The organism is Psychromicrobium lacuslunae (genome assembly GCF_000950575.1).
Taxonomy (GTDB): Bacteria; Actinomycetota; Actinomycetes; order Actinomycetales; family Micrococcaceae; genus Renibacterium; species Renibacterium lacuslunae.
Genome location: NZ_CP011005.1, coordinates 3,209,912 through 3,235,583, shown reverse-complemented (window position 1 = coordinate 3,235,583; position 25,672 = coordinate 3,209,912). Strand labels below are relative to the sequence as shown.

Here is a 25,672-nt window from a genome sequence, read left to right as displayed (position 1 = left end):
GCAGGCTGATGAACGACCTTTCCACCTTAATTTCTCGTCTTCCCGACCAGAGGAGAGAGGATCTCCTACGACGGCTAGCCTCGGCCCGGGCAGAAAAACTCAAACTGGTTCGTCGTCGCCCAGGAGCCGAAACTCCCGCTAGTTTGCAGCAGCAATGGTTCGTCGACCAAACCCACAGGGATAATACTGGAGATCGTTTTAACCATGTCTGGACCTTGTTTGGTTCCCTCGATCTTGAGGTTTTCCGTGCTGCCCTAGATATTGTGATGGCGAGGCACGAATCGTTGAGAACGAGCATGGCGATGAGCGGAATCGCAGAGCTGTCTGTGGTTGAAGCTAAAGAATTCCCGCTCAGCTACCGAGACCTATCAGCGGAGAAGGACCCTGAAGCTTCATTCAGGATCCTCGCCGATGAAGTACAAAAAAGCAGTTTCGACCTCCAGCGTCCCCCCCTCTTCAAGGCAGCTCTGGTTCGCATGTCTCCGCAAGAGCATCGATTCCTTTTAACTGTCCACCACTTCATCTGGGACACCGCCTCCGCCAACATCTTCTGGAGAGAGCTAAGTGCCTCGGTCAAAGTTATTCTGGGGGTCGAGCAACTAAGAGCTGAGAGTGCGATCAATTACCGAGATTACGCAGTCTGGCAGCGGACCGCTGTGACGAAACGAAAGCCCTCGCTTACGCAATGGTGGCGAAGCTATCTGGAGGGGGTGGAGGCTACCGAATTGCCGGGAGATCGACCTCGTCAGGAGTTACAAAACCGCAGAGCAGCCGCACTGAACGGCACGCTAGCTGGAAAAGAAACCCTAAGTGATTTAGCCAAGCTCTGCACTTTGGAAGGAACCAATTTATTTGCAGGCCTAGCGGGTATTTTTGCCCATCTTCTAGGGCGGTGGACCGGCTCCGACGAAGTAACTTTCGGCGCACCCTTCGACCTCCGAGTTGACGAACGCCTGAGAGATTGCATCGGGCACTTCAGCAATATGCTGCCGCTGCGTTGCGACACTGGCAACGCCCGGACTCTCCGAGAACAGATCGGAGTTACTCGCGATCTGATAGACGCCGTAAAAGCGCGCCAGGACCTTCCCTTCAACGATATAGTCGCTGCGATCAATCCAAAACGAGATCCAGGTAGAACCCCTCTATTTCAGATAGAACTAGCATTGCAAGAGAGCCATCCTGGACAGCAGGAACCCGTTCTTCCTGGAGTCACGGTATCTCCGGAAATCAACCAGACCGAAAACGCCGAGTTTGACTTTTCTCTCTTAGTCCAAGTTGACACTGATCGCCTGAGGTTCATCCTCGAGTACAACACGGAGATCTATGATCGACAAACGATGGAGGCTTTCTCAACATCAATAATCACGCTGATAGCTCAAGCGGTGGCAACACCCAACGCACCACTTGAGTCGATCGAGCTGATCGATGAATCTGAAAAGGCAATATTGGAAGAACTCGGCGACGGCGGTCCGAAGACCGGCGACTGGAATATGCCGGTTCCAGAGATCATCTTGAACCGGGCTAAGGATTACCCGCAGGCCGTTGCCGTTTCCTATGCCGACCGTAACCTCGAGTACGGCGAACTAGTGGCCCGCGCTAGTTCGGTGGCAGCTCGATTGGGGCAACTGGGGGTGGGACCTGGTGACCGGGTACTTCTGGTGGCTCGACCATCCGACGAGGCGATAGTTGGCATATTAGGAATTCTTCTTCTAGGTGCCACCTACGTCCCTCTAGACCCGGATTTGCCAGTCACAAGGGCGCGACACATCGCCGATCAAGCCCAAGCAGCAGCTTGGCTTCTCGATTCGGTTGAGGTAACCAAATTTTCAGATCTGATTTCAGTCCCCCGCATGACGATATCCTCTGCTGAATCGGTTGATCTCGTAGTCAACTCTCACGCTTCTGCGGAGGGAAGCGCTTATGTTATCTTCACTTCCGGCACCACGGGTCGTCCCAAGGGGGTCGAGATCGATCACACTGCCCTCGCCCACTTCTGCGGTGAGATTCGCCGCGCCTACAGCATCACCAATAGTGATCGGGTACTGGGCTTCGCAAGGCTGAATTTCGATGTTTCAGTTTTCGAAATTTTTGCCACCTTATCGGCTGGGGCCACGCTCTGCATCCCGGAACTACCGACCCGTCGAGATCCGGTCCGATTACAGAACTACCTTGATCATGAAAAGATCTCAGTTGCCGAGCTTCCACCGGCATTATTGCCGCTCCTCTCCCCCACTCTTTCTTCGCTCCGCTTGATTTCAGTCGGTGGGGAACCCTTCTCTGGACAACTCGTCAAACTTTGGAGCAGAGATCGGGAATTCTGGAACGGTTATGGGCCAACCGAAAGTACAGTAGCGATAACGCTCAAGCAGTGTGCTGGGGACTGGTCTACCAACCCACCGATTGGCAGACCCCTGCCTGGGGCACGGGCCCGAGTCATTGACTCAGCGGGTCGATTGGTACCTCGCGGCTGTGTCGGGGAGCTGATGGTTACTGGGCCAACTGTGGCGCTTGGTTACTTTCGTGACGAGACGCAAACCAAGCGAGCATTCGATGAATCCCATGGCGAGCGATCCTTCCGTACTGGGGATCTTGTCCGCTGGCGCTCCGATGGCGAGTTAGATTTCATCGGACGACGCGACCGGCAGGTCAAAGTAAACGGATTTAGGATCGAGCTCTCCGAAGTTGAACACGCTCTCCTCGAGGTTGATGTGTCAAGCCAAGTTGTTGCGAAAGTCGTTAAAGCAGAAGGCCTAGGCCAGGTCCTCGTTGCTTTTGTCACTCCACACTCTGATCAGCAAGCGGACCCGATGCTGCTTCGAGCTGAAGCGGCAAAGAAGCTCCCCCCGTACGCAGTACCAGCCCGGATTATTTGCTTGCAGGCCATCCCGCTAACCTCAAGCGGAAAGGTAGATCATCGAGCTTTGGACAGCGCGCTCGAGCTTGATTTACAGCGCGGACGCGGAGCTATGCAGAGCAGCCGCGAACTCAGCTCGGCTGAGCACCACTTGGCCGTCAACGTATTTTGCCCAATTCTTGCCATTAGCGAGCTTGATCCCGATGCCGGTTTCTTCGAACTGGGCGGAAACTCTCTCCAAGCAACCCAAGTTACCGCGCTGGTTGAACAGCGGCTCGGAATCAAAATCTCGATTCTAGAGCTCTTCCAGAACTCAAGTGTGCGCGCGCTTAGCTCACTTATCGAATCGCACCGATCCGGGGAAAGCTCGAGCTCATTCAGAGGCAAGAACGCCCTCTCCGCGGAGAGTGCAAGCCAATGAATACAACTCAAGCAGAAACCGCGCCTTGGCTACGCTCTCTTCGCCGGTCCGAGGGAGCTGGTTTCGCCAGACTTATTGTCTTTCCTCACTCGGCCGCAGGACCAGCGTCCTTGGAGAAGTTCTATTCGACGCTACCATCATGGCTTGAACTCTACGGTGTAGTTGCCCCAGGACGTGAGAATCGCTTTACCGAGCCGCTCGCATCAGATGCATCACAGCTTATTGCTGAGGTCGTAGCGGAGTTAGCAGAGTTGCCTAGCTTACCGACCGTGCTCTTCGGGCACAGCCTTGGCGCACTATTAGCTCCTTTGGTTGCACTCAATTGCTCACATCTGGTTGAGGGACTGGTGCTTAGCGGTTTGGCACCGAAGCAAGTTCACCAGGATTCAATGGAGCTAATACGACAAGCAGGCCTCACTCCAGACGAGTTGCTGGGAGATGAGGGGTGGCATACCCACTTGGCGGCTTTAGTCGATGCGGATGGTGCCGTAGCGGAACAAGCGAAAACACTGCTGGCGAGAACCGTCGTGGAACATCCTGCACTGGTGATCGGTGGTGATTCGGACCCCTTTGCCGATCCGAAGGGGCTCGAGGACTGGAGACTTCACGTCAATGGGACAGTCGAAATTCGAACCTACCCAGGAGACCATTTCTTTATGCTAGATCCGGCCAGCACATCCCAAGTTGCAGAAGACGTTGCTCAGGCAATAGCTGGCTGGTTAAGAGGCGACCTATGGTAACGACCCACGCCGGCGGACATCTCTGACCAGAGAACCCGCGCCCGATGGCGGGCCGTTAAGACGGCCCTAAATCAGCCGATCCAAACACCTCTGCAAGGAAAGCAGCCTCCTGCTCAATGCTGTCGATGATGTTTGAACGCATTCTGAGACCATGCCCTTCGCCGGGATACAGGACAAGGCGCACTGGCACTTGACGTTCGATCAGGAGTTCTTTTAAGCGCTCTGACTGGTCGATTGGGACTATGGGGTCGGCCGTGCCGTGCAGCAACAGGGTAGGGGTATTAAGGTTAGCGATATACGACAACACGGAACGGCGCTGGTATTCGAGAAGAGCGGCGGGCCACGGGCCAATCAGCCCAGTTAAATAGTGCGATTCCATCTTATGAGTGCGATCAGGGATGCTGCTTGGGTCTATTACTCCGCTAAAGCTAATCACTGCCGCGAATTCATCGCTCTGGGCCGCGGCCAGCAGCGCAGTGAGCCCCCCGGAGCTTAGTCCCCTGATGGCAATGCGCTCCGGATCAGCTTTCCCGGTTGCGATCAGATACCGAGTTGCATCGATGCAGTCCTCGACATCGGCAATTCCCCAGCGCCCCCGAAGACTTTCCCGGTAATCCCGTCCATATCCAGTGCTGCCACGGTAGTTGACCTCAACCACAGCAACGCCCCGGCTCGTCCAGAAGTCCACCAGATAGTTTCGCGCACCGTTGAAAGTAACGGAAGGGCCCCCATGGCAGAGTACGAGAAGTGGGCGTTGGTAGTCCGAGCCGACGGTCGGATAGTAAAAAGCGTGGATCAGCTTGCCGTCCCTGGCTGGGAAGACAATTTTTTGCGGAGGACTCGGAATATCTTCCTTAAACTTATTCCCATAACGTTCGCGAATACTCATTGGTGATTCAGTTCCAGAAGTCTCGAGGAGGGACACGTTCAGCGCCTCACCATGCCGCGCTCCGAGAACAGCCAGGGTCCCTCCTGCGGCTGACACGGTTTCGATGGCTTGCCAGCAGTCAGGTAGCTCCGTCGAGAGACCAGTTGCGGGTTCAATGAAAATGAGTCGATCTCGCCCATCGGAACGTGCAGCGGCAACGATACGACCGTCCTCAAGAAAATCGTAGGTACGCTGCCCGCAGTTCCAGTCTGGTCGCCCGAACTCGGCTTCCTGTGGCGCTAGGGCGACGAAGTCGTCACCCCCGTACTCGGGACGAATGTAGAGGTTCCACCAACCGCTGCCGTCGTGCACCACGTGCAGTCGGCCGTCGGGACCATATCGCGGCTGAGTATATGATCGACCAGGCACTGAACCGATGATGTGTTCTCCCTCAGGGCCTAACTCGTGCAGCGAGCTCTGGTCCCATGCCATATTGGGGTGTTCCCACGCGACGTAGGCTAACCGTCGGCCATCAGGGCTGATAGCCGGAGCCCCATAAAAATCGCTCCCTGATGCTATCTCGACTATGCGTTCGGAACCATCAATGGCCACTGCAACAATGTCGTGGACCGTTTCCGTGTCGAACTCACGTTCTCGCACGGCGTAGAGGAAGCCACTTCCCTCAACGGTGATCGGTGCCGCGTAGCGAGTTGCTGACACTCCGGGGTCATGACAGGTCAGCGCAACCGCACCACCTTTTTCCGACCATTTGTAAAGCTGTTGGCTAGATGATTCCACAAAGAATATCTCGGATCCAATTACACAGTAAGGCAGCGCCCCGTAACCATACACTGCCGACCCCACGCTCATCGATTCCGTAATGGCTAGCGTCGGCGAGGCTCCGTCCTCAGCACACCAGAGCTGAGAACCAACTGATGCCTCGGAACTGAGTTCAACCCAGTATGTCCGATGTCCACCCCGAAATAGGTAGCTTAATTCACGAGCCCCTTCAACAAGGTCCTCAGCAACGAGCGGCGTAACGACCATTACAGCTTTTGATACATGACATGCAATCCGACTAAGCCATCCTCTGGGTGATCGAATGCTTGTGGCACGGTTCCGATAGTCTCAAAACCCAAAGCTTTCCATAGATGAACAGCTGCATCGTTCGATTCAACCACCGCGTTGAACTGGATACCGTGATATCGAGCATCTCGGGCCCAGTCCAGAACATATCCGCCTAGACGTCGACCGATGCCTCGATTTTTATACCTCTGGTCCACCAAAAAAGACGCCGTAGCGATGTGTTGTCCGCGTCCAGGCCTGTTTGGACCCATTTTCGCTGAGCCTACAATCTCACCGTCCTCGATAGCGACAACGGTCTGGCCGGGGTCGGCTTCCATCCACCAGGGCCTGGCCTGTTCAAGCGTTTGCCCCGTGGGGAAGGCATAGGTGCGTCCAGCGTCCATAATCTCTCGATAAAACCGAAAGATCTTTGGCCAGTCCTCATCGACAGCTCTTCGAATCTCCATGCCAGCTATTGTAGCTTCACCCCTTTGCTCTGGAGAAACACTAACAACGTCGAAAGTTCGCATTCTTTTTCGTAGTAATCGACATGAACTCAGGCTCAAAGGTGTCTATGAATAGATGCCATGGATTTACCGATCGGATCACAGACACAAATTTAAGAAAGTTACTCCTTACACTCGCAAAATGACCGATAAACCACCTGCTCCACACGATCAATCTTGGACCCAACGGGTTCATAGCCGGCAAGGACCAGTTTGAGCTTAGTCGAGGCCGAGTTCGTCTTTGGAGAAGGCGTAGAGATAAGGCACACCGGTTTCCTTTTCAATCAAGTCCTTGGCGCCGGTAGCTCGGTCAACGATGACGGCCACGGCCTGCAGCTGACCGCCAGCTTTACGCACCCCTTCGACTGCCTGTAATGGGGAGGCGCCGGTGGTTGAGGTGTCTTCCAGCACGACGACGGGGCGTCCCTCAATTGAGGGGCCTTCCACTTGGCGGCGCATGCCGTGTGATTTCTGTTCCTTGCGGACCACAAAGGCGTCGATCGAACGCCCCTGCGCGGTGGCGGCGTGCATTACCGCGGTGCCGACCGGATCAGCCCCAAGGGTCAGGCCACCGGCCGCGGCGAACTGGATTCCGGCGTCGTCGAGCATGCCGAGCATTACCCGACCCACCAATGCGCTGGCTTCGTGATGCAAGGTGATCCGGCGTAGATCAATGTAGTAATCAGCCTCTTTGCCGCTGGAGAGCGTCACTTTGCCATGCACGACGGCGATCTCCTTGATCAGTTCCAGCAAACGGGCGCGGGCAGCAGCAAGATCCAACACGTCAGTCATAGCTCCAAGCTTATCGCCCGAGGGACCCGAACCGAGGCACGAGGTTTGGGAGGGGGATAAGCGTTATCGCCCGAGGGACCCGAACCGAGGCACGAGGTTTGGGAGGGCGATAACGCTTATCCCCACAGCCTCCCACCTTTCGTCCCTCAAGGTGGGGCCCTCGGGCTCTTGCGAACCTTAGAGCGCTAGATGTTTGGCGGGCGCCTCACTTGTTCGGGACCCAGTCCCGTCCAGGACCGGGGAATCGGTTCCGGCTTCTTCGAAAGCGGCAACTTCAACCACCTCTTGGTTCCTGAAATGCCCAATCATGGAGAGCACAATTCCCAGCAAAGCCCAGCCGGCCAGCACCAACCAGGAGAAGAGCGTCGGGCTCTCCGGGAAGTAGGAGGCATCACGAAGCAGCGTAGTGGAAGCTCCCGGCACGAACCACTGACCAATCGCTCCCCACGGCTCCGCCATGAACTGCACTGGCTGAGTCGCTGAAGACAATGGGTTGCCAATCAGCATGGTGATCACCGAGCCAACCGCGACTCCGGCGCGGCCCAGCAACGCCGTAGCACCAACAATGAAGACCGCGGTGGCAAAGGCGGAGAGCGCTATCACCGCGACATTGAGCAAGAAATTGCCTTGCACGATGCCAAACCACGGACCCAAGACCGCGGCAGCGAGGAATCCGACCAGCACAGCGTAGGTCGCCACACCCACTAAACGACGCCACACCCCGGAGAGCAGCAGGGAGAGCAAAATGCCGCCGATCATGCCGCCCAGCACCATCGGGAAGGAGGCAGCCGCGAGTCCAGTGCCACGAGCGTCAGTGGAAGCCAGCGGTACCACGTCAGTCACCACCAGTTTCACGGTGGGCGTTGCCGGGGCGCCAGCGGCGGCGGCCTGCGCAGCTTGCAGGCTCAGTTGCTGCTGCAAGTTTTGCGCTAGTTGATTCATCATCTGCAATGGGGCGGGACCAGCGGCGGAAGCCTCAAGGACTTCAGGAGCCTGTCCGATCACGATTGCACCGTAGTAGCTGCGATCTTTGATGCCGCTAACGGCCGCGTCCCGACTCTCCACTACGGTGAGTTCGAAAACACCCTCGGAGGCCTTCTCCAGCTGCGCCTTGAGCTGCTGCACGGGAGCCGTGGGCCCGGAAATTGCAATCGGTAGTGACTTCGCTGAAGAGGTGACAGTGGGCCACAAGAAAGCGAGTACCACCAGGGTGACTGCCACTGCGGCGGCGGCCGCAAGTCCCAACGCTACTTGCCATTTAGTGTGCTTGACCGATTCTTCCTGTGCCATTTCAGGCCCCTTCAACTCTTTAAAAAAGAATGTTCGTTTTTTATAATGAAACTAATGCGCTAGATTGTCAATATAGGAATGTTGAGGAGGGGCAGTGCCGAAGGTCTCGGAACAGTACCGTAAGGAACGGCGACGCGAAATCATGTCGGCGGTGCTCAAATGCTTCGCGCGTAAGGGCATTAAGGCCACTTCAATCACTGACATCATCACCGAGTCAGGGCTCTCCGCGGGCGCCATCTACGGGCACTTCGGCAATAAGGAAGAGCTGGTGCTCTTTGTGGTGTCAGAGGTATTCGATCTGCTCGGCGAAGAAACCGGGACGAACGAACCGTCCGCTGAGGTGCCGCATCCGGCGCAACTGATCCGCGGCGTGCTGGCGCGCATCCGCACAGAAATTGGGAACCCGGCGCTGTTATTGCAGATCTGGGGTGAAGCGGTAACCGAGCCTAAGGTTCGCGAGCTCTTCAACCGGGTTTACGGGGTTCTTAGCAAGCAATTCAGCTCACGGGCCAGCCTTTGGTTTCAGGAACACGGCCTGAGTGAGGCCGAAGCCGATCGGCGCGCTGCCCAGCTAATGCCACTGCTGATCGGGGTCGGCCAGGGGTACATGATTCAATCGACCCTGATCGACAGCTTTGACGACCAGGCCTACTTCGAGAGTTTTGAAAATCTGCTGAGTCAACCCTGATTTGTGGGCAGCCACTCACCGTGACTTAGACCCGAGGGCGCCGAAAGTAGATTGCGCCACCAACCAGCACGAGGACTCCCACCAAGGTCAGCAATCCAAACAAGACCCCCAGCCCAGAGAGCTCTACGCCGGTAGCCGGCAGCTCGCCAGCCGATCCCTGCGCTTCGACGCCCCCGCTCCCCGAGCCACCGCCTTGGCCTTCAGCGCCAGCTTCGGAACCGGCGTTGCCCTCAACGGTAGTGGATGTCGGGTCCACTACTGCCCCCGGGGTGTTTTCACCAGCAGCGGCGCGCACCGAAAGTGCCGTGCTTGCCACAGCTTTTCCCGCCACCGAGGCCAGCAAGCTGTGCACACCAGCGGCGGTAGTGGCCGGAATCAGCAGGTTCGCTTGAGCGGAACCAGCGGCGTCGGCGGTCACCGCACCGAGCAACACCGGGGTTGAATGCAGCCATAGCTCAACCCGACTTCCGGCGTCGAAACCGGTGAGCTTAATAGTCAGCTGCTTTCCGGCCTGAACCGAATTTGCGGCCTTAATGACCGGAGACCCGCTGGGCTTGCCGAGCGGCGGAATCACCGCGGCCGCTGCGCCAACCGTCACATTCCCGGCCACATCGGTGACTCGATACTGCACCGAGAGTCCACCAGCATTCGCAGTGAGCGGCTTACTGTACCGTTTCCAGGTCTTACCGCCGTCCAGCGAGTAGTCGATGAACGCCACACCAGATCCGACGTCCTTAGCACTCAGCGTGAGTTTACGTTGCGCAATCGACGCCGAGATGTCAGGCTTCCCGGTATCCACTTTGAGCGTCGACGACTGCACCGCCTCGGCGTTACCCGCCTTATCCCCTGAACGATATTCCAGTTTCTGGACGCCGTCGGGCACCGTGAACGGAGCTTTGTATTCGCTCCAGTTAGCGGCTTGCCCAGCCGCCGATCCCGAGCCCGTTCCAGCGGCGCCCAATCGGTACTGCGTCGAGGCTACCGCCACGTTGTCACTGGCGCTCAGCGTGACAGTTGGGGTGCTGAGGTACCAGCCGGATGCCGCCGGAGCACCAGAAACCGAAGCCTTCGTGCTCGGCGGTGCGGTATCTGGCGGTGTGCAGCTGAACTTCGCATTTCCCCAAATGCCGTGCGCACCATTGATTGCACCCGCGTTAGCCGGGTCCAGTCTCAGCTCAAGATACTGCACCCCGCTGAGATTCGCGTTGATGTGCTCGGGTGCAAAGCCAGGAGTGAAAGTACGGCTCTGGTAAAGCTGCTTACCATCACCGTTCACGGTGAAGATAATGGCACCACCAAAGTCTTTCTCCAGCCCGACGTCCGCGGTGAAGGCGCTGCACTGTCCACCCAGGTAGTAGGTGATATTGCTGGCCGCATGTGCCCCGAGGCCTTTAGGGTAAGTCGGGTTCTGACCGGTGGCCGGATCGGTGTAGTTCACCGCAAGTGGCAGATCCGGCGAGTTCGCGGCATCCTTATTGGCTACGTCCTTGCCGATCACGCCGTAGCCATTCGTAGCGCTCGCCCAGGGCCAATCGGAGGCGAAAACATCTTTATCGGGAGCGGCGGGCAGCTTCTGGCTGATCACCTTCCAGTCAAAGAATTTCACATTGCTAGCCACCGGGAGCGTCACTGCGGCGAGCTGTTTGCCAGGGATTAATCGCAGCGTATTGGAGATCACTTGGTACTTGTACTGGGTGTACTCGGGCGAGGGGCCGTTGGCGTTATTGCGACCCTGGCTGGAGATCGCTAGCACTCCCCCGCCGAGGTCTTTGGGCTGCAACCAGTTCGGGAAGAACACGGTCTGCTTCTGTCGCGTACCGTCGGCATAAATCAGCGTGAGCTCGGGGCTAACGCCGCTACCGCTGGCCGCGGACGCCAGCACAGCTAAATGGGTGCCGGTACCCGACAGCGCTACGGTCTGCCCGTTCAGGGCCACCGAGTTATTGACATCTGGACCGGCAGCGGGCCAGCTGTAATCAATGGTCGAGCCATCAGCGGTTGTCACCGAGACCTTCGACCCCGGTTTCACTCCCCCGCTGGGCACGGTGGCGCTGGCTAGCTGCTCAGCCGAGAAAGTGGCACCGCCGCCGTCGAAATTACCGGTAGCCTTGCCCGCCACGGTGGTCACCGAGACAGCGTTGTAGGCACCTGCCAGGCTGCCGTAGGCGACGTCGATCTGATTCGCTCCGCTGAGATTGTGTGAGCCGCCGAGCGAGTCTTTGTATTGGCCAGTTGCCTCCAGGGTTTGCAAGCCTGCCGCCGAGCCCGCCCCCGGCACCACCACGAAGGTCGCGGTCACACTAGCGCCCGCTGGAACGCTCGACGCCGAGGTACCGCTAGAAGATTTCACGCTCCAGCCGGACGGAACCTTGATTCCCAGTGTCACATTGCTCTTCGGCTGATCACCAGTATTGCTGAAGACAGCGGTTGCGGAGGTCTCAGCGCCCTGGAAAACCTGAGCCGGCAGTGACAGTTTGAGTTCGGCCGCTGCGGCGTCCGAGTTTTTGCCGCCCACCGCACTGGAATCCTTTAGCACCACGGTGCTACTCGCCGCCTTGGCTAGACTGCCCAGCTTGATCTGTACGACGCCGCCCGGCGAGGTTGAGTCGTAGTACCACCCGCTAGTTGCGGCGTCGAAGGCGGCTTGATCGGTGAGCGCGGTCAGCGCCACGCCGTCCTTGACCACCGAGGAGGGTTTGGAGCCGGAGTGCACGCTGAGCTGATAGGGACGGCTCGCTGCGATGCCGCTGTAATCGCCCTTGCGCGCGCCGATCGTCACGGTGACATCCCCGCCGTTCTTGACTGGGGCGGTGACGGCGAAATCCTGAGTTGAGCTCTGGCCAGTCTGGTAGGAACGGCTGGTCTTGTCATCCTCATACAAGCTGAACTGGGAATTACCACTCGGGTAAATGTTCAGGGTAAGAGCTGAATTCTCAGGCACTAGCGAAGCGTTGCGCGCCACCATGCCCTGCGGCACTAGGGCACCGGCGCGAACGAAGAGCGGCAGGGTCTGCAGCGGAGCCTTGTAGCCGTTGAGCACTTGGCCGCCCTGATAGATCGTGCCGGTCCAGTAATCCACCCACTGGCTACCAGCCGGCAACACGATGCCATTGCGAATGTCGGTACTGGCCGAAATCGGCGCCACCAAGTAGTTAGAGCCGAGCATGAACTGGTTATTCGCCTCAGCGCTGTAGGAGGCCGGATCCTGCGGAAACTCAAGAGCCATGGTGCGCATCATCGGGGTGCCATTGGCATGGGAATTTGCCGCCAATGAGTAGATGTACGGCATCAATTGTTGACGTAGCTGCAGATATTGCCGATTGATCGCGGTGGCTGCATCGCCGTAGAGCCAGGGCCGCTTGTCAGTCGGCGCCCAGCCACTCATTGAATACAGCGCTGGCGCGAAGGCTTTCCATTGCAGGTCCCGAACGTAACTTTCGGGTGAGCCACCGAAAATGCCGTCCACGTCGGCGGTGGTGAAGGCTAGGCCTGAATTTCCTGAGCCAGCCAACGCCGGCACCTGCCAACGAATTGCATCCAGGCTGCCGGTGTGATCACCCGTCCATTGGATGCCGCAGCGTTGCGAGCCTGCCCAGCCTTCTACCATCAGGGCGACGCCGCGATTGGCCGAATATTGCTCAATGCCGCCGTGTGCACTTTCGCAGCCGGTGAGCGCCATCCGATAGCCCTCGCCAACCCAGGCGACGTCTAGCTTGCGCAGCGAGATGCCATCCTGCCCCACTTCGGTGGCCTGCTGGGTGAGGCTGCGCTGCGTCCACAATCCGGTCTGCAAATCGGCGTTCTTTTTGATCGCCTGCACCGTGCCGCCCAGGCCTTGACCCGGGTTGGCCGGGTCATAAGGGCTCGGGTCCTTGGTGTATTCGCAGCCATAGCCGTCATTGACCAGCATCCAGGCGCCCGGCATGTCATTACTCTTGAACTGCTCGGCGGTCTTCACCGCGTCGAAGGTATGCTGTTTCGGCGCGTTCGGATCGTTGTAGCCGGACGATGAATAGTCCGGATTGGAGCGGTTGTAGCAATCGGCGTCGCCGTATTCCAGGGCGTAGATCGGCGGCATCAACGGACGGCCGGTGAGCTTAGTGTAGCCATCAAGGGATTGCTTGTAATCACCGACGAAGTAGTAGGCATCAAAGCGCTTTTCCTGGTGCGTGCTGGTTTCGTCGCTACCGGCACCGGCGCTGCCGAAGTCGTAGCTGCCGGGTGCGAAGGTGTTGCGGAAGACGCCGTAGCCGCCGCTGGACATGTAGTACGGCACAGCATTGGGATTGCCGCCATCGGCCCAGTTGAAGTCCTTGCTGACATTAATGGTCTGCCCGGTGTGCACGCTGCGGCCGTTCTGCATGCCGCCGCCGAGGAACTGCTCCCCCGCTTTAGCCGCCAAATGCTGGGTGGCCGAGGAATTTCCGAAACTGAGTGGCGCCGTCTCTTTCCAGATCAGGGTGCCATCGGCCTTGCGCAAGGTGAACTTGCCGGTGGACTTTTCCACCTCGAGCTTGACCGCGCTGGTGCTGATGGTGATGGTGCTGCCGTCTGCAACGGTCACGGTGGGGGCACTGAATTGCGCTGCACCGACCACCAGGTTGGCCGATCGGGCGGGATCGTTCTGCGAGGTATTCGCAGGGTCGCTGAGAGTGCCGGAGGGATCCGCTTCAATCCGGAACGTCTTGGCGTCCAGGAAGCTGACCTTGAGCACTCCGCTCGCTGGCTTCAGGCTGACACTGGCACCAGTCTGCTGGAAGCCGGAGATCGCGCCAAGCGGCTTACCGTTCGGGTCCACCGGCACCTGCGCGGAAATACCGCTGGCCGCATTTGCGGCCGGTGCCGCACTGGCTGGCGATGCCAGCGCGGGCAGCACACCCAAGCCAAGCAAGGCGGCTAGCCCTAAGGCAGCGGCTCTGGAAAATTTCAGGGCAGGAAAAGCGACCACAGCGTCCAACTTTCACCAATGACTTTATGTGATTGCTATCACACCATAACGATCACATAAAATCAATGCTGCGGCATCACCAATCGTGGACGGTACCGTCGGCTAATCGGTTGTAGGGCAGGTAGGCCTGCTGATAGGGATAGTGGGCGGCCGCCTCCTCGTCGAGTTCGACGCCGAGGCCGGGCGCTTCCGAAAGCCTGAGATAGCCACCTTCAAAGCGCAACGACTGCCGGAAGACGGTGTTGGTGGCCGCCGAGTGCGCCATGTACTCCTGAATACCGTAATTGTGGATTGCCAGGCCAACGTGACATTGCGCGGCAAAGCCCACTGGCGAAATATCGGTAGGCCCGTGGAAGCCCGATTTGATCTGATACTGCGCCGCGTAGTCCATCACCTTCTTGAGCGGAGAAATGCCGCCGAAGTGGGTTGAGGCGGCCCGTACATAGTCGATCAGCTGCTCCCGGATCAGGGTCTGGAAATCCCAGACCGTATTGAAGATCTCTCCGATCGCGAGCGGGGTCGTGGTGTGCTGGCGAACCAATCGCAACGACTCTTGGTTTTCCGCTGGGGTGCAATCCTCCAACCAGAACAAATCATAGGGTTCAAGTGATTTACCAAGCTTGGCGGCCTGGATCGGCGTCATCCGATGGTGTCCGTCGTGCAGCAGCGGTAAGTCCGGGCCGAATTCATTGCGTACCGCCTCAAAAACTGTGGGCAAATGGTTCAAATAGGACCGAGTGTCCCAGTCTTCCTCCGCGGGGAAAACACCACGCCCGGCCGGTTCGTAGTCGTAACGCTCACCGGAAGATTGTTCCTGAGCGGCAATGCCGTAGATCGCTTTAAGGCCGGGCACCGAGGTCTGAATTCGCACCGAGGTGTGCCCCTCCTCGAGGTTTTCTCGGACCGAATCGAAAAGTTCCGGCAGGTCTCGCCCGGAGGCATGGCCGTAAGTTCGCAAACCAAGCCGCGAAGCCCCGCCGAGCAGTTGATAAACCGGCAAACCAGCGGCCTTGCCCTTAATATCCCAGAGCGCCATATCCACTGCAGCAATCGCTGCCATGGTGACCGGTCCGCGCCGCCAGTAGGAGCTGCGGTAAAGGAACTGCCAAGTGTCCTCAATTCGGTGCGGGTCCCGGTCGATAAGTAATTGTGTGATGTGCTCGGTGAGATAGCTGGCGACGGCAAGTTCCCGACCGTTCAGGGTAGCGTCTCCTAAACCTGTGAGACCCTCATCGGTGGTGATTTTCAGGGTCACGAAATTCCGGCTAGGGCTGGTGACAATAACATCTGCGGCAATGATTTTCACGGTAACTCCTCTGCAACGTCCTGGTCGATCAAGTTCATAAGCTGTTCTGCTGGCTGCGGACCACTGAGCGTCACATCAATCAATGGATCAGCGGTATCCGGGCTACGAAAGCCCGCCACAACCGCTTCAACCCAGGCGAGCAAAATAGTGTGCGAGGCAGCTCCAGAACGCCCGGCCGCTCGCTCTGCCCGCCAAACTGGAAGGACGCGCTGTTGCAGTTTCACCACTGAATCCTGCGCGATCTGGCTCAGCAGGTGCTCGATTCGCGGGTTACCGAAACGCGCCAGCAGACTTTCCGCGTACTCCGCGGCTTCCAGCTCAGCTGGTAAATGCTGGGCTGCCTCGGCCCAAAACTGCTGTACTGCGCCGAGCAACTCTGGATCGGCGATCGCCTCCGCCACGGTTCGATAACCGCGCAGTTGCCCGGCGTTCGCGAGGTAACTGTGCGCACCATTGAGCATCCAGAGCTTACGACGTTCCCAGGGCTCGACGTCCTGCACAAAGCGCACTCCGGCTTGTTGCCAGAGCGGGTGCCCACCGGGAAAACAACGCTCGACGCTATCAACCTGCAGCACCCAGCTGGCGTATTCCTCGGTCACCACCGGCACCGCATCCTGCCAGCCGGTAGCAAGCTCGACGACGGTCCGGTCCGCATCGGTGCTGCGCGGAGTGATCCGATCCACCGAGCTATTCAGGATAAGCGCTTCGTCCAGGACAGCCAGGCTCGCGGTTGCTGGCTGCCCTGAGGATGAAGAGAGCTCCCGCACGGTCTCCAGCAGCGCTTGCCGCAACCGCTCCCCATTGGAACTGAGGTTATCGCACGGTAGCACGGTGAGCGGACCGCTTCCTGCTGCTTTTCTGGCCAGTAACGCTTCAAGCAGCAGTCGCATCGCTGGTCCGCCCGATAGGTATCCGGCCTCGGTGATGGTCAAGGTGAGTACAGCAACTTCAGCGCTCGCCACCAGGTCAAGCACTCGTTGTCTGCCGACTTGAGAGGCCGCGTTACCCACCTCGACAATCGACCAGAGCAATTCAAATTCGTCCTGCTCAGCACGAGTTACTAGGGTGTAAAGCCCCTCCTGCGCCGCGAGCGCATCACTCACCGCGGCCGAGCGCATGCTGAACGCGGCAATCCCCCAGTCCTCGCCGTCGACCGCGTGCTGGGTAAACCACGCTTGATGCGCCCGGTGAAAGGCGCCCACCCCCAGGTGCACAATCCGCGCCGGGGGGCGTGGCGGCGCCGCTCCGGCCTGCTGCAGCGCGAGGCGTGAAAGTTTCACGACGGCGATTTTCCAGCCGAGGCACCAAGTTTGAAAACTCGACGAGGTGCGGCGTCCACCAGATCGACAATGATCTCCGCGGCCCGCTCTTCGGTGACCCGGCGCTCGGCGACCAAACGGGCGAGGAACGCCGCTTCCACCCGGCGTGAGGCGTCATGCCGCGCCGGAATGGAACAGAACGCCCTGGTGTCATCAACGAAGCCGGCGCTGCGCGAAAAACCAGCCGTCTCGGTGACTGCCGAACGGAACCGCAGCATGGCGTCGGGAGCGTCGAGGAACCACCATGGCGCACCGAGAAAAACCGAAGGGTAAAAGCCGGCGAGCGGTGCCAATTCTCGGGAAAAAGTGGTTTCGTCCAGGGTGAAGAGCACCAAATGGAATCCCGGACTGGTGCCGAAGTCGTTGAGCAGCGCACGCAGCCCTTCGGTGTAGCTCACCGGGAAGGGGATGTCGTGCCCGGTATCTGCCCCGAAACGATTGAAAGTCGGCTGGTGGTGATCGCGCCAGGAGCCAGGGTGCAGGGTCATCACTAGACCGTCTTCGACCGACATCCGAGCCATCTGGTAGATCATCTGGGCTTCGAAAGCATCTCGATCCTGTTGACTGAGCCCGCCCCGGATAGCCGCTTCGAAAAGCCGCGCTGCTTCGGCCTGATCGAGTCTGAGCGTGCTTGGGGTACGCACTCCGTGATCTGCCGAGACGGCACCGGACTCAATAAAGTGGGCCCGCCGGTTCTGCAGCGCCCGCAAGTATCCGGCATAACCCACTAAGCCGTCGCCCGCCTCCGAAATCAACCGATCGACCCGCTCCGCGAAGCCTGGTGCAGAGGCATTGAGGTAGCTATCTGGCCGGAAAGTCGGCAGTACTCGGCCGGAAAAACCAGGGTCAGCGGCCAGGGCCTGATGATCAGCCAGAGAGTCCAGCGGATCGTCAGTGGTGGCGAGCACTTCGATACCGAAAGAATCAAAGAGCGCGCGGGGCCGGAACTCTGCTGTCGCCAGCTTGGCAGAGAGCTGATCGAAAAGATGGTCGGCCCGTTCCGGAGCTAACTCCGCCTCGTCGAGACCGAAAACGCTGACCAACTCGGACCGCAGCCAGTAACCAGAGGCAGTGCCGTCGAAAATCGACCAGGCCGCACAAAACCGGCGCCAAATCTCGCGAGGCTCCGCCTGGGTTCCGGCTACACCTAGTTCGTCAAGACCGATGCCGGAGGCATGCATTAGCCGGGTGACATAGTGATCGGGGCTGATCAGCAGGCTGGCCGGATCGCCGAAGGGTTGGTTGTTCAGTAGCAGTTCTGCTGGCACATGCCCATGCGGGGACAGAATCGGTAAGTCAGCGACCAGCTGGTGCAGTTCGCGGGCAAGCTGCCGCAACGCTGGATCGACTGGGAACAGCCGGTCTGGATCGAGCGCGATGCTACTCACTGTGCTGCCTGCCAAGCCTGCCGGATGAAATCATGGTTCCGTGCGGTGCGCTGCGCCAAAGGTAATTCAGTGGAGAAGTCTTCTAGGGCTACCCAGCCGTCGTAACCGTACTGCAGCAAGGTCTTGAAGTACTCCGGCACGGAGGAAATTCCCTGATCAACCGGAGCCCATTCGTGCTGCCAGATCGCGCCGCCAAGCTCATCATTGCCCGACTTCGCCCAGCGGCCGTTCTTAACGTGCACGTGCGCCAGGTATGGGCCAAGCATTTGAAAAGCGGCTAGGTGATCTTCGTGGCCTTCGATCTGTAAGTTACCGAGGTCATGAATCACCCCGACGTGGGCCGGGTCGAGGCCATCGAGCAGTCGGAGTGCCGCCGACGCCGAGGAGACTAGGGTGCGGTGGTGCAGCTCGACGAGCGCCTTCACGCCATGAGCGGCAGCCCGCTCGGCCACCCAGGCAAAGTGCTCCCGCGCCTGCGCAAATAGCTCCGGATAGCCTCGCCCGCTGGCTGCTTGGCCACCCCACGGCGCGGTGCCGAGGGCGGGCACTACCACGCGGACTTGCGGCGCACCCAGCGCAGCAGTGGCAGCGAGCAGCCGTTCGACGTCGTCGTGCTGGGTGCAATTGGCATAACCTCCGACGCCGGAAATGCCGAGACCCGCCTGCTCAGTGAGAGCTTTGATCCTGGGCACCTGCGCCTCAAGGCCGGTGAGCGGAATAGTCGCCTTGTTGCCGGCCCAGAACCCTGGCGTTTCTGCGGTTTCTTGATCGGTGACTCGCCACTCGATACCGTCCCAACCCTGCGCCGCCAAGGCGCTCACCGCCTCTTCGGGGGACCACTCTGGTGTGGACGCGGTAAAGACCGAAAATTTCATGAAACTCGTACCTCGATATCGTTATATTTCCCGGCCAGCACATCGTCGAAGTTAATGGTTTTGCCAAGGGTCGCGGAGAGATACACGGCTCGCACGCACGCCAATGCATTGACCGCATCACTCACCGTCACGGCGGGCGGAGCACCTTGCGTTATCGCCCTAATGACGTCGCGGTACTGCCTGCTGTGACCCACCGGATAGACGGTCGGATCGGCAACCTGTGCGGCTTCGGCGGGGAAGCCTGCAATCCGCTCGTCGGCGAGATTCCAGTCGCCCTGCACTCCCATCCGAGCGTCCTCAGACTGCTCGGCAGTGGCATGGAAGTAGGCCAGCTGGTCGGTGTCGATACGGGCTGAACCGTGTGAACCCATCACCTGCACCGCGGCGCTCAACCCCGGATAGGCGGCAGTGGTGGCGTGCAACACCGCGAGCGCCCCGGACTCAAAGCTGATCACCGCAGCAGCGGTGTCCTCGACTTCAATATCTTGATGCGCCAGCAAGCCGGTGTGACCGGTCACCTGAACCGGTTTGCCGAGGAACCAAAGCAACAAATCAACCGTGTGCACACCTTGATTCATGAGCGCTCCGCCGCCGTCCATCGCCCAGGTACCGCGCCAGTCTCCGGAATCGTAATAACTTTGGCTGCGCCACCAACTCACCGAGGCAATCGCCGAGGTGAGGCGTCCCAACTCCCCCTGCTCGACGGCTTGAGCGACCGCCTGGCTGGCCGGGTCGAAGCGGTGCTGGCTGATCACGGTGGCCAGCACGCCCTTATCCGCGGCCTGCCGAGCGGCGGCTTCAATCTGCTGTGCCTGAGTCAGATCGACGTCGAGCGGTTTCTCGATCACCACGTGCTTACCGGCGTTTAGCACCTCGAGCGCCCCACTGATGTGCAGACCGCTGGGGGTTGCTAAGACGAATAGATCGATCGCTTCCCGGTCGGCGGCCAAGGCCGCCGCGATGCTGTCATAAGCTTCGGGTTTGGCACGACCGGCAATGAATTCCAACAACGCCTCACGCGCCGCCGGTACCGGATCAATCAGCGCCGCGAGTTCCAGTTCGGGCTGTTCCAGAATCACCGCGGTATGGGTCCGGCCAATCGAGCCACAACCAACCAAGGCCACTCGAATCTTTCCGTTCGCTGGCAGACTCATTTCGTCACCACCCCGGCGTGATCCAAAACCTTGGCGAAGGCTCGCGCGGCCACCCCGAACGCCGCCGGGCCGGAAAAGCCGCCCAGCGCGAAAGCCTCGGCCAGATGTGGTTCTAAGGAGGCAAAGCCGGTATATCCATCATCACGGAGCGCCTCGATGGTGCGCTGCACTTCGCCGTCGCCCTGCCCTGCCGGGACCACCGAGGCATCGCTGAGGAGCGCATCCTTCACTTGCAGATATTCCAGGTAGGGGCGCAGCAGGGCATAGCCCTCGCTGAATGGTCGCACGCCGACCTGAACGAAATTTGCAGCATCCCAGGCCAGCCGGAGCGCCGGCGAATTCACTGTTTGCACGATGTCGAGCACCCTGGCCGGAATATCACCGAAAATGTCTTTCTCATTCTCGTGCAGCAACACCACCCCGGCCTGTGCCGCACGGTCGGCAAGTGCTGCCATCCGCTCCATCACAGCGTCGCGTACCAACTCGGCCTCGCCCTGGTAGTAGAAAGAAAAAATCCTAATGTAGCGGGCATCGAAAGCCTGAGCTGCGGCAATGGCACGCTCCAGCCGATCAAGTTCATGCTGCACCGGCAGCTCAACCGACACCTTGCCGATCGGTGAAGCGATTGCCGAGACCGCCATTCCCCGGCTCTTCAATAACTCGGCAAGCTGCTCAAGCTGCTTGGCTGAGAAATCAACTACGTTGACGCCCCAGGCGCTACGCAGCTCAAGGTGATTCGCCCCCAAGGCTTGCAGCACGGCGCATTGCACCACCGGGTCATCATCGATCTCATCGCCGAAGCCGGAGAGCTTCCACTCGACCATTTATTTCACCCCTCCGGCGGTCAGGCCGCCCACTAGATAACGTTGGAAAATCAGGTAAAGAATCACCACGGGAGCCGCGCAAACCAGTGCTGAGGCCATCATTTGGCCGTAGTAAGGCACCGCACCGCCCTCAGTTGCCGAACCGAAAATCTGCAGCGCGACAGCGACTGTCTGGCTCTCCGGCCTGGTCATCACTGAGGCAAACAACACATCATTCCAGCCCAGTAAGAAGGCGAAGATTGCCGATACCACGATGCCGGGCCAGCTCAGCGGCACGATGATCCGCAATAGCACTCCCAGCGAGCCAGCCCCGTCAATTCGTGCGGCCTCCTCCAGTTCACGCGGCAGGCCGCGTAAATAGGTCACCATCACCCAGGTGGAGAACGGCAATGCGAAGGTGAGGTAGGTCAGGAAAAGCCCCCATTGAGTGCCAATAATTGTCACTCCCAAGTAGCTGGCGGCGGATGAGAACAGCACAAAGACCGGTAGCAGCATGAGTGTTCCTGGAATGCTCTGCAAACCGAGCAAGCCGCGCAGGATGGTGAGCCGGCCTCGGAAGGCAAAACGCACCAAAACATAGGCAGTAGCCACCGAAAGCAGAGCAGAGACAATGGCGGTGGAGCCAGCCACCGCCAGCGAGTTCAGCAGCCCATTTGCCAGCCCGACGCTGGTCCAGATCTTGGCGTAGTTCTGCCAGCTCAGTTCAGTGGGGAAGAAATCGCCCTGAGCCACTGAGATATCCGAATTAATCGAGGCGAAGAAGATGTAGAGCACCGGTATCAGCACCAGCGCGGAGAGCACCGCGATCACGATGATCAGCAGTGGGCGTGGCATTAGCCGGGTCACCTCGGCCTGCCGATTCTGCACTCTTCCCGGTTTGCCAGCAACGGTCTCGGACCGGAGCTGGGCCTGCCTGACGGCGCTCATGCCAGCACCCGCTCTCGTTCATTTTTCGATGGCTCCGGCAGCGCGGAGCGCCTGGTTTTGCGATCTTGCCGACCGCGCTTAGGCCCTTGCTCGCCGTCGTCGAGCTTGACCGCGCGCAGGTAGACGAAAAGGGGAATAGCGATCAGTATCAGCGAGACCAAGGCCATTGCGGCACTCAGGCCGAAGCGGAAGCTCTGGAAACTCGTCACATAGGTCAGGATCGGTAAGACGTTCACATCCGCTGGCGCGGGCAGCCCGAAGAGCACATAGGGCAGCGTGAAGTTATTAATGTGATGCAGAATGCCCACCAAGAAGGCCAACGAGAGCGGTCCCTTGAGATAAGGGAAGATGACATAACGCAGTTTGCGCCACCAGAGTGCACCATCCAGGGCGGCCGCCTCATGAACCTCGTGATCAACGCCCTGCAGACCGGAGAGCGCCAGCATGTAGACGAAGGGCCAGGAGGTCCAGATCTGCACGATGACCAGGGTCCAATAGCTGTTTGGGCCATTTAGCCACAGCCCGGCATGAATACCAATTCCTGACAAACCCTGGTCGATCACGCCACCCGGCTGGAACATGGTTCGCCAAACCGTGGCCACCACGAAGGACGGCAGGATATACGGGATCAGAAAGATCGAGCGCACCAAGCCGCGTCCGCGGAACTTGTTCTGGGTAGCGATCGCGGCCAGCACGCCGAGCGGGATGGTGACGATCATCGCGATTAGCGCGTAGGAAAGGCTGAGCCACACCGAACGCAGCAGCTCTGTCGCGGTGAGCGCCTCAATGAAATTCCCCAGCCCGATGAACGGAGCCGAAACCCATCTCCTCAACGTGTACTGATCCAAGTTGAGCGTGGACATGTAAACGCCCAGCAGCAACGGCACCAAGATCACAACGATCATCAGGGTGCCACCGGGAATCAGCATCCAGAGCGGTCTGTTTCGCTCATTAGGGCCGCGTCGACGACGTGCTTCGGCCCGTTGGCTTTGATTCGCCACCATTTACCCCTTCTTAACCCCCTCTTACCCCTCTTAACCCTTCGCCGCCCTGTCGAGCGAGGATTGTGCCTTATCTTGGGCTTCTTTGAGTCGCTGCTGAAGCGCTGCATCGGTAACACCGGCCTGTGAAAGCTCCGGAATTGACTGCACCACAACATTGGTCAGTGCGAGCTGAATATCTCCCCAAGCCCCGGTAAAAGGAGTGGCGAAGGACTTCGTCGCGGCGTCGGTGATCGGCGCGAGCTTGGCATCGGTGAGGCTTTTGAGCGCTTCCGCATTTGCAGGCAGGTCGCCGAAGATCTTGTTGTAGTTGAGCTGCTCCTCCTTGGAGGTCACCAGCTTCACATAGGCGAAAGCCAGGTCCTTCTGTTGCGAATAGTCAGCGACGACGAGGTTATCGCCGGAAAGGATGCTGGCCGCCGGGGTGGCTCCTGCTGGGCTGCTGCTCTGACCAGGCGGGATCGTCGGCATCAGCGCGTAGGCATATTTACCGGCCAGCGCAGATTTGTCCAGACTGACAATGGAGCTCGCGGTGGTCATCAGCATAAAGCCGGTCTTGCCCTGCGAAAAGGCGGCGAGCGCCTGGCTGTTCGTCCAACCAACCGAGGCCGGGTCAACCACCTTATCGTTACTCAGCCAGCCGAAATACGTTTGATAGGCCTTCTGCACGGCGGCATCGTCCAGTTTGGCTTTAGAACCATCGACTAGCGGATTACCGGCCTGAGTCGACATCGCCCAGATGAATTTCCACGGATCGAAATTGTCCTTATAGCCAATCGCCATACCGTAGTTACCGCCGCCGGTTAGCTTCTTAGCCTGTGCCAGTAAGCCGTCCCAGCTATCGGCAGGCTTATCAAAACCAGCGGCCTTGAGCAGGTCTTTGTTGTAGGCCAGCACAAAGGGCCGGCTGACAAAGGGAATTCCGGCCTGATGTTCCTGATCCGGTCCGGAGATGCCGAGCGCAGCCTGGTTGAAGCGGTCCTTGCCGCCGACCTTGGTCCAATCGTCGGCGCTCAGCGTGACAAAAGCCTTGGTGGCGTAGGCAGTCGGAGTGAAAGTGGTGCCCAGGCTGTAGACATCTGGGCCTTGGCCGGAGACCACTGAAGTCTGGATCTTAGTCAGCTCATCATTGGCACTGGTGAAGGTTTCGTATTTCAGTTCCGCCCCGGTCTGAGCCTTGAATTTGGTAGACATATCGCTCATCCACTGCTTCTGCTGTTCCGGATACAGGGTGTTTACGTTGACCAGCACATTGAGCGTCTTCCCCGAACCGTTGACCGAGCCATCGGAGTTGGTGCCCCCACCGCAAGCGCTCAGCGCTAATGCGGAAACTGCGACCAAAGCCAGCGTTGCCATGGTCTTCTGCGGGGTTACCCCGCGGCGATACAGTTTCAATCTCATTTCTTCTCCTCATTGAGACGTCATGGCACCAAACCGAAGGAATGCGAGTGAGTCGGATCACAGTGCCGAATTGCTTGAGTCTAAAAAGGTTCGGCAAATGCTGGCAACCGTTTGCCATAAATTGCCAAAAGTGTTCAGATGGTGCACGACGAAGCATCGCCGTCGACAATGAAACGGCTGAGCTGGTAACTCCAGGGAGAACTGATGAACGCAGATCCGGGCCGATCGCCCGCTCCCACCATCCGTGATGTGGCAGCGGCCGCCGGGGTAGCAACCTCGACCGTTTCACGGGCGCTCAGCAATCCGGATCGTGTCAATGCACGCACCCGCGCACTGGTGGAACGCGTTGCTGCCGAGCTGAACTATGTGCCAAGCTCGCAAGCCAGAGCACTCAGTTCCGGCCGCACCGGGGCCGTTGCCGTACTAGTCCCCGATGCGACCAATCCGTTTTACTTCGACATCATCCGTGGTAGCCAGCATCAGCTCAAGGCCGCTGGCTACACTCAGCTCTTGGTTGACACCGAAGAATCCTCCGAGGTGGAAGCGGAAGCGCTCACTAAGCTTCGGCAATCCTGCGACGGCGTCGTGCTGGCCGCCTCCCGACTCAGTGATGAACAGATCCTTGAACTCTCCCGACAGAAGCCCATCGTGACAATTAACCGTGGCGTCCCCGAGGTGCCAACCGTGATCATCGACACCCCACAATCTGTCAGTCAAGCCCTTGAACACCTGCTTTCACTAGGTCATCAGCATGTCGCCTATCTCGCCGGACCGCTGGGATCTTGGTCAAATGCCCGTCGGCTCATTGCCTTTGAAGAACAAGCCAGCCGACTCAGCATGAGGATCACTAAATTGGGCCCCTTCGCCCCCAAGACCACCTCTGGAGCGGCTGCCGCTGATGCCGCCCTGCATTCCGGCGCCACCGCTTGCGTCGCCTTTAACGATCTGATCGCGATCGGCATGTTGCAACGGTTCAGCAGCCGCGGCATACGCGTGCCCGAGGATATCAGCGTGATCGGCTGCGATGATATTTTCGGCGCCGACTTCTGCAATCCGCCGCTGACCACGATCACCGCGCCAATTGAACAAGCGGGCCGGGTGGCCATCAGCATGCTGCTCAGCCGGGTGCGACCATTTGACTATGGCTCGGGCGAGCGCGGGAGCAGCCGAACTTTAGGGGTGCTGCCCACCCATCTGACCGTTCGGGACTCCACCGGTCCGGTGAACCCAAACCCACTCTGAACGGCACGCTTGGCCCCGGGCCTTTCCGGCAAGCCAACAACCGAGCAGGCAATCAGAGCCACT

Annotated in this window: 18 protein-coding genes; 4 read left to right on the top strand and 14 right to left on the bottom strand. The window is 59.0% G+C overall.

Annotation, left to right across the window (positions count from 1 at the left end; all coding sequences use genetic code 11):
- The first annotated feature begins 8 nt into the window (after positions 1-8).
- Both UM93_RS15300 and UM93_RS15295 read left to right on the top strand, forming a co-directional pair.
- The gene (locus tag UM93_RS15300) at positions 9-3,275 is read left to right on the top strand and encodes a non-ribosomal peptide synthetase (protein ID WP_045076381.1); all 3,267 of its coding nucleotides are present in this window, start codon (positions 9-11) and stop codon (positions 3,273-3,275) included.
- Positions 3,272-4,015, top strand: coding sequence for a thioesterase II family protein (locus UM93_RS15295; RefSeq protein ID WP_045076380.1), 744 nt, complete (start codon positions 3,272-3,274; stop codon positions 4,013-4,015). The genes UM93_RS15300 and UM93_RS15295 overlap by 4 nt, the downstream gene beginning before the upstream one ends.
- 55 nt (positions 4,016-4,070) lie before the next feature.
- Here the strand turns inward: UM93_RS15295 and UM93_RS15290 are convergent, their stop codons facing one another.
- From UM93_RS15290 to UM93_RS15275, 4 genes are all read right to left on the bottom strand, one after another.
- Positions 4,071-5,681 (bottom strand): S9 family peptidase, encoded by a 1,611-nt coding sequence (locus UM93_RS15290; protein WP_052663833.1) that lies wholly within the window; start codon positions 5,679-5,681, stop codon positions 4,071-4,073.
- 248 nt (positions 5,682-5,929) lie between these two features.
- Positions 5,930-6,415, bottom strand: coding sequence for a GNAT family N-acetyltransferase (locus tag UM93_RS15285; protein WP_045076379.1), 486 nt, complete (start codon positions 6,413-6,415; stop codon positions 5,930-5,932).
- A 258-nt stretch (positions 6,416-6,673) separates the two neighbouring features.
- Complete coding sequence (gene pyrE / locus UM93_RS15280) at positions 6,674-7,246, bottom strand: orotate phosphoribosyltransferase (RefSeq protein ID WP_045076378.1); 573 nt, start codon at positions 7,244-7,246, stop codon at positions 6,674-6,676.
- A 177-nt stretch (positions 7,247-7,423) separates the two neighbouring features.
- The gene (locus tag UM93_RS15275; RefSeq protein ID WP_052663832.1) at positions 7,424-8,536 is read right to left on the bottom strand and encodes a hypothetical protein; all 1,113 of its coding nucleotides are present in this window, start codon (positions 8,534-8,536) and stop codon (positions 7,424-7,426) included.
- 94 nt (positions 8,537-8,630) lie between these two features.
- Here UM93_RS15275 and UM93_RS17325 point away from each other — a divergent pair, with 94 nt between their 5' ends.
- Complete coding sequence (locus UM93_RS17325; protein WP_052663831.1) at positions 8,631-9,224, top strand: TetR/AcrR family transcriptional regulator; 594 nt, start codon at positions 8,631-8,633, stop codon at positions 9,222-9,224.
- A 25-nt stretch (positions 9,225-9,249) separates the two neighbouring features.
- Here UM93_RS17325 and UM93_RS17540 read toward each other — a convergent pair whose 3' ends face one another.
- From UM93_RS17540 to UM93_RS15220, 10 genes are all read right to left on the bottom strand, one after another.
- Entirely contained in the window at positions 9,250-14,172 is a 4,923-nt protein-coding gene (locus UM93_RS17540) for an NPCBM/NEW2 domain-containing protein (protein ID WP_234399329.1), read from the bottom strand.
- Positions 14,173-14,248: 76 nt separating this feature from the next.
- Positions 14,249-15,478, bottom strand: a complete 1,230-nt coding sequence (gene manD, locus UM93_RS15260) for a D-mannonate dehydratase ManD (RefSeq protein WP_045076377.1) — start codon at positions 15,476-15,478, stop codon at positions 14,249-14,251.
- Positions 15,475-16,758 (bottom strand): mannitol dehydrogenase family protein, encoded by a 1,284-nt coding sequence (locus UM93_RS15255; RefSeq protein WP_045076376.1) that lies wholly within the window; start codon positions 16,756-16,758, stop codon positions 15,475-15,477. The genes manD and UM93_RS15255 overlap by 4 nt, the downstream gene beginning before the upstream one ends.
- Positions 16,755-18,185 carry a glucuronate isomerase gene (gene uxaC / locus UM93_RS15250; RefSeq protein ID WP_045076375.1) on the bottom strand — a complete coding sequence of 477 codons (1,431 nt, stop codon included), beginning with the start codon at positions 18,183-18,185 and terminating at the stop codon, positions 16,755-16,757. Before uxaC ends, UM93_RS15255 begins: the two co-directional genes overlap by 4 nt.
- Complete coding sequence (locus UM93_RS15245; RefSeq protein WP_045076374.1) at positions 18,182-19,060, bottom strand: sugar phosphate isomerase/epimerase family protein; 879 nt, start codon at positions 19,058-19,060, stop codon at positions 18,182-18,184. The genes uxaC and UM93_RS15245 overlap by 4 nt, the downstream gene beginning before the upstream one ends.
- On the bottom strand, positions 19,057-20,214 hold the full coding sequence (locus tag UM93_RS15240; RefSeq protein ID WP_045076373.1) for a Gfo/Idh/MocA family protein: 1,158 nt from the start codon (positions 20,212-20,214) through the stop codon (positions 19,057-19,059). The genes UM93_RS15245 and UM93_RS15240 overlap by 4 nt, the downstream gene beginning before the upstream one ends.
- Positions 20,211-21,038, bottom strand: coding sequence for a sugar phosphate isomerase/epimerase family protein (locus tag UM93_RS15235; protein WP_045076372.1), 828 nt, complete (start codon positions 21,036-21,038; stop codon positions 20,211-20,213). The genes UM93_RS15240 and UM93_RS15235 overlap by 4 nt, the downstream gene beginning before the upstream one ends.
- A complete protein-coding gene (locus UM93_RS15230) occupies positions 21,039-21,872 on the bottom strand; it encodes a carbohydrate ABC transporter permease (protein WP_234399431.1) in 834 nt (277 codons plus the stop codon).
- An 89-nt stretch (positions 21,873-21,961) separates the two neighbouring features.
- Complete coding sequence (locus tag UM93_RS15225) at positions 21,962-22,969, bottom strand: carbohydrate ABC transporter permease (RefSeq protein WP_045076370.1); 1,008 nt, start codon at positions 22,967-22,969, stop codon at positions 21,962-21,964.
- A gap of 30 nt (positions 22,970-22,999) precedes the next feature.
- On the bottom strand, positions 23,000-24,367 hold the full coding sequence (locus UM93_RS15220) for an ABC transporter substrate-binding protein (protein WP_234399328.1): 1,368 nt from the start codon (positions 24,365-24,367) through the stop codon (positions 23,000-23,002).
- Between the two features lie 204 nt (positions 24,368-24,571).
- On the opposite strand from UM93_RS15220, the gene UM93_RS15215 reads away from it, so the two are divergent.
- Positions 24,572-25,609 carry a LacI family DNA-binding transcriptional regulator gene (locus UM93_RS15215; RefSeq protein ID WP_045076369.1) on the top strand — a complete coding sequence of 346 codons (1,038 nt, stop codon included), beginning with the start codon at positions 24,572-24,574 and terminating at the stop codon, positions 25,607-25,609.
- Positions 25,610-25,672: the final 63 nt, after the last annotated feature.

Excerpts from the sequence above, each read along its gene's own strand:
- UM93_RS15275 (WP_052663832.1), bottom strand. The coding sequence starts at position 8,536 with ATGGCACAGGAAGAATCGGTCAAGCACACTAAATGGCAAGTAGCGTTG.
- UM93_RS15225 (WP_045076370.1), bottom strand. The coding sequence starts at position 22,969 with ATGGTGGCGAATCAAAGCCAACGGGCCGAAGCACGTCGTCGACGCGGC.
- UM93_RS15300 (WP_045076381.1), top strand. The coding sequence starts at position 9 with ATGAACGACCTTTCCACCTTAATTTCTCGTCTTCCCGACCAGAGGAGA.
- pyrE (WP_045076378.1), bottom strand. The coding sequence starts at position 7,246 with ATGACTGACGTGTTGGATCTTGCTGCTGCCCGCGCCCGTTTGCTGGAA.
- UM93_RS15285 (WP_045076379.1), bottom strand. The coding sequence starts at position 6,415 with ATGGAGATTCGAAGAGCTGTCGATGAGGACTGGCCAAAGATCTTTCGG.
- UM93_RS15235 (WP_045076372.1), bottom strand. The coding sequence starts at position 21,038 with ATGGTCGAGTGGAAGCTCTCCGGCTTCGGCGATGAGATCGATGATGAC.
- UM93_RS15215 (WP_045076369.1), top strand. The coding sequence starts at position 24,572 with ATGAACGCAGATCCGGGCCGATCGCCCGCTCCCACCATCCGTGATGTG.
- UM93_RS15240 (WP_045076373.1), bottom strand. The coding sequence starts at position 20,214 with ATGAGTCTGCCAGCGAACGGAAAGATTCGAGTGGCCTTGGTTGGTTGT.
- UM93_RS15220 (WP_234399328.1), bottom strand. The coding sequence starts at position 24,367 with ATGAGATTGAAACTGTATCGCCGCGGGGTAACCCCGCAGAAGACCATG.
- UM93_RS15230 (WP_234399431.1), bottom strand. The coding sequence starts at position 21,872 with ATGCCACGCCCACTGCTGATCATCGTGATCGCGGTGCTCTCCGCGCTG.
- UM93_RS15295 (WP_045076380.1), top strand. The coding sequence starts at position 3,272 with ATGAATACAACTCAAGCAGAAACCGCGCCTTGGCTACGCTCTCTTCGC.
- UM93_RS15245 (WP_045076374.1), bottom strand. The coding sequence starts at position 19,060 with ATGAAATTTTCGGTCTTTACCGCGTCCACACCAGAGTGGTCCCCCGAA.